Origin of the sequence: Pedobacter sp. HMWF019, from assembly GCF_003061025.1 — a bacterium.
Classification (GTDB): domain Bacteria; phylum Bacteroidota; class Bacteroidia; order Sphingobacteriales; family Sphingobacteriaceae; genus Pedobacter.
Genome location: NZ_QAIL01000524.1, coordinates 1 through 1,580, shown reverse-complemented (window position 1 = coordinate 1,580; position 1,580 = coordinate 1). Strand labels below are relative to the sequence as shown.

Here is a 1,580-nt window from a genome sequence, read left to right as displayed (position 1 = left end):
TAATAGGAGGGAGTAGGGGAGAAAATTAAAGAGCCTTCTATCGGGATCGAACCAATGACCTACTGATTACAAGTCAGTTGCTCTACCAGCTGAGCTAAGAAGGCTTTTAATTAAATCAATGAAAGCATTTTAAAAAAAAAATGCTCCTGTTTTCCTAACAGGAGCGCAAATGTAAAACTTTCTTTTTTTATTCCAAAAAATATTTAATCTTTTTGTGCCATTTCAAGTAAGCTTTTTTCTCTTTTTTTCTTCATGTGCTTTTCAAGGCCAGATCTTTTGAAGTGCGGGTGCTTACGCAGCGCGTTAATATCTATTCTGAGGTTACTTCCCGAACGCCATAAAAAACCACCAGCCGAAACAGCCTTGTCCTTAACCACTCTGTAAATATCGCTTTCGTCAACCTTTGTTGTCCTGGCGGCAATAGCGGCAGTAGCATAGGTTTTTATCCATTTTCCATCCAGATCATACTGCGAAACCTGCGTAAGCTCCGGAGATAACCTTGAATTGAAAGAGGCCGATTGTGTCAAGTGCTTTACCTGGATTTTCGGCTTGGTACCTCTTCTCCACAGAAAGCCACCGCAACTCATCCGTTTTCCGGTGATGGCTCTTTGGATACTACCTGGATGTACTTTTACGATTCTGGCAGCCTCTTTGATCGTACTGAACGTATTGATCAGTTTACCCGTAAAGTCATATTGGCCCATCCGTTTTTGCTGGCTGATCAGGGGAGAAGCACCTAAAGATTTGTTTTCAATCAGTGCCTGGACATCGATTTCAGTGGGAGCGCCGCGCCTCCAAAGATAACCACATGCTGTTACCAGGCTGCCGGAATCTTTACTCTTTCCACGTGCAGCTGCAGACAAATGGCCCTGGCTGGTTTTCATAGCGGCAGCAGCCACTTTAGCATTTGGATAGGTCTCCAATAACTTCCCGCTTAAAGAATATCGGCTGATGCGGTAAACACCTTTCTCTTCTTTAATCGCATTTATTTTTTCCTGTATCTGTTTTCTGTTTTCTGATGTTAGCTTCTTAAATGGGGCGGCCCTTCGTCCGGCAGCTTCCATCTTGGCATTTTTATCTTTTGAAGTGCCTAGAATCAGGTTCTCCGAACTTACATTGAGCGGATCTCCATCTTTAGCTAAAATATACAGGTTTTTGTTGCTGAGGTCGAATTCCTCAGTAAAACAGAAATAAACCAGTCTGGCCAAGCTAAAGTTGTGTAATTTTTTCTCCTTAACCAGTACAACGCTTAGGGATTTACGATAATCCTTTACAAAGGCGTTCCAGTTTCTTCTTTCAATAGGTTTAATCATCATTGCAGGTTTAAAATGATAATAACCTCTTTTGTTTTTACCTTCCCATTCCAATCTGCAGATACGGCCGAGATTAGAGATCCGATAATAACCTTCTAATCCTGGAACGTCTTTCCAGAGTTCTCCTGGTAAATGGTCTAGGGAAAAGTTGTGGTAATGGTAGTCATGTTGATGCGTCATTTTTCAAACAGTCTTAAGCGTTAGTGATTTAAATATCAGAAAGTTTTTCCTGTTAATAACGAATAAAATGAACTTATTGTATAAAAG

1 protein-coding gene and 1 tRNA gene are annotated in these 1,580 nt (G+C 40.9%); both read right to left on the bottom strand.

Annotated elements, in window-relative coordinates:
* Positions 1-31: 31 nt before the first annotated feature.
* Positions 32-104, bottom strand: a tRNA-Thr gene (locus DBR11_RS26210).
* Between the two features lie 99 nt (positions 105-203).
* Complete coding sequence (locus DBR11_RS26205; RefSeq protein ID WP_108555520.1) at positions 204-1,493, bottom strand: NUMOD1 domain-containing DNA-binding protein; 1,290 nt, start codon at positions 1,491-1,493, stop codon at positions 204-206.
* Positions 1,494-1,580: the final 87 nt, after the last annotated feature.

Bases quoted from the DNA above. Each gene is read 5' to 3' on its own strand.
- DBR11_RS26205 (WP_108555520.1), bottom strand. From the start codon at position 1,493: ATGACGCATCAACATGACTACCATTACCACAACTTTTCCCTAGACCAT.